The 1180-nt window shown below is 52.3% G+C and carries 1 rRNA gene; it reads right to left on the bottom strand.

The window, feature by feature from the left end:
- A 23S ribosomal RNA gene (locus BUB23_RS26365) occupies positions 1-1180 on the bottom strand; the annotation flags it as partial.

Below are 1180 nucleotides of genomic sequence, written 5' to 3'. Positions count from 1 at the left end.
AAGCCCTTCACACTACCGGGGTATACCTTCTCCCGAAGTTACGGTATTAATTTGCCGAGTTCCTTCTCCTGAGTTCTCTCAAGCGCCTTGGAATATTCATCCCGTCCACCTGTGTCGGTTTGCGGTACGGTCTCGTAGAACTTAAAGCTTAGAGGCTTTTCTTGGAACAGCTTCCAATCAGTTTAGGACCTAAGCCCTATCCAGCCACACCCTTGAATTCCGCGCCCGGATTTGCCTGAAGCGCCTTCTATAGTGCAGCAACGGGGACTTCCAACACCCCGATGACCTTCTGCCATCCGTCCCCCCATCGCATTCTACGACGGTGCTGGAATATTAACCAGCTTCCCATCAGCTACGCATCTCTGCCTCGCCTTAGGGGCCGACTCACCCTGCGCCGATGAACGTTGCGCAGGAAACCTTGGACTTACGGCGAGGGGGCTTTTCACCCCCTTTATCGCTACTCATGTCAGCATTCGCACTTCTGATACCTCCAGCAGACTTCACAATCTGCCTTCGCAGGCTTACAGAACGCTCTCCTACCACAGACATTCCTAAGAATGCCTATCCGCAGCTTCGGTCTATGGCTTAGCCCCGTTACATCTTCCGCGCAGGACGACTCGATCAGTGAGCTATTACGCTTTCTTTAAAGGATGGCTGCTTCTAAGCCAACCTCCTGACTGTCAATGCCTTCCCACTTCGTTTCCCACTTAGCCATAGTTAGGGACCTTAGCTGGCGGTCTGGGTTGTTTCCCTCTTGAGTCCGGACGTTAGCACCCGGTGCTCTGTCTCCCACGCTGCTACTTGCCGGTATTCGGAGTTTGCCATAGGTTGGTAAGTCGCCATGACCCCCTAGCTATAACAGTGCTCTACCCCCGGCAGTAATACGTGAGGCACTACCTAAATAGTTTTCGGAGAGAACCAGCTATTTCCAAGCTTGTTTAGCCTTTCACCCCTATCCACAGTTCATCCCCTAATTTTTCAACATTAGTGGGTTCGGTCCTCCAGCACGTGTTACCGTGCCTTCAACCTGACCATGGATAGATCGCTTGGTTTCGGGTCTACACCCAGCGACTAATTCGCCCTATTCGGACTCGCTTTCGCTGCGCCTTCCCTATTCGGTTAAGCTTGCCACTGAATGTAAGTCGCTGACCCATTATACAAAAGGTACGCAGTCACCCCA

It is taken from the genome of Pollutimonas bauzanensis, from assembly GCF_900129885.1.
GTDB classification, from domain to species: Bacteria; Pseudomonadota; Gammaproteobacteria; order Burkholderiales; family Burkholderiaceae_B; genus Pollutimonas; species Pollutimonas bauzanensis.
Note: the sequence above shows the minus strand (reverse complement) of the source record. Positions and strands in the feature narration are given on the sequence as shown.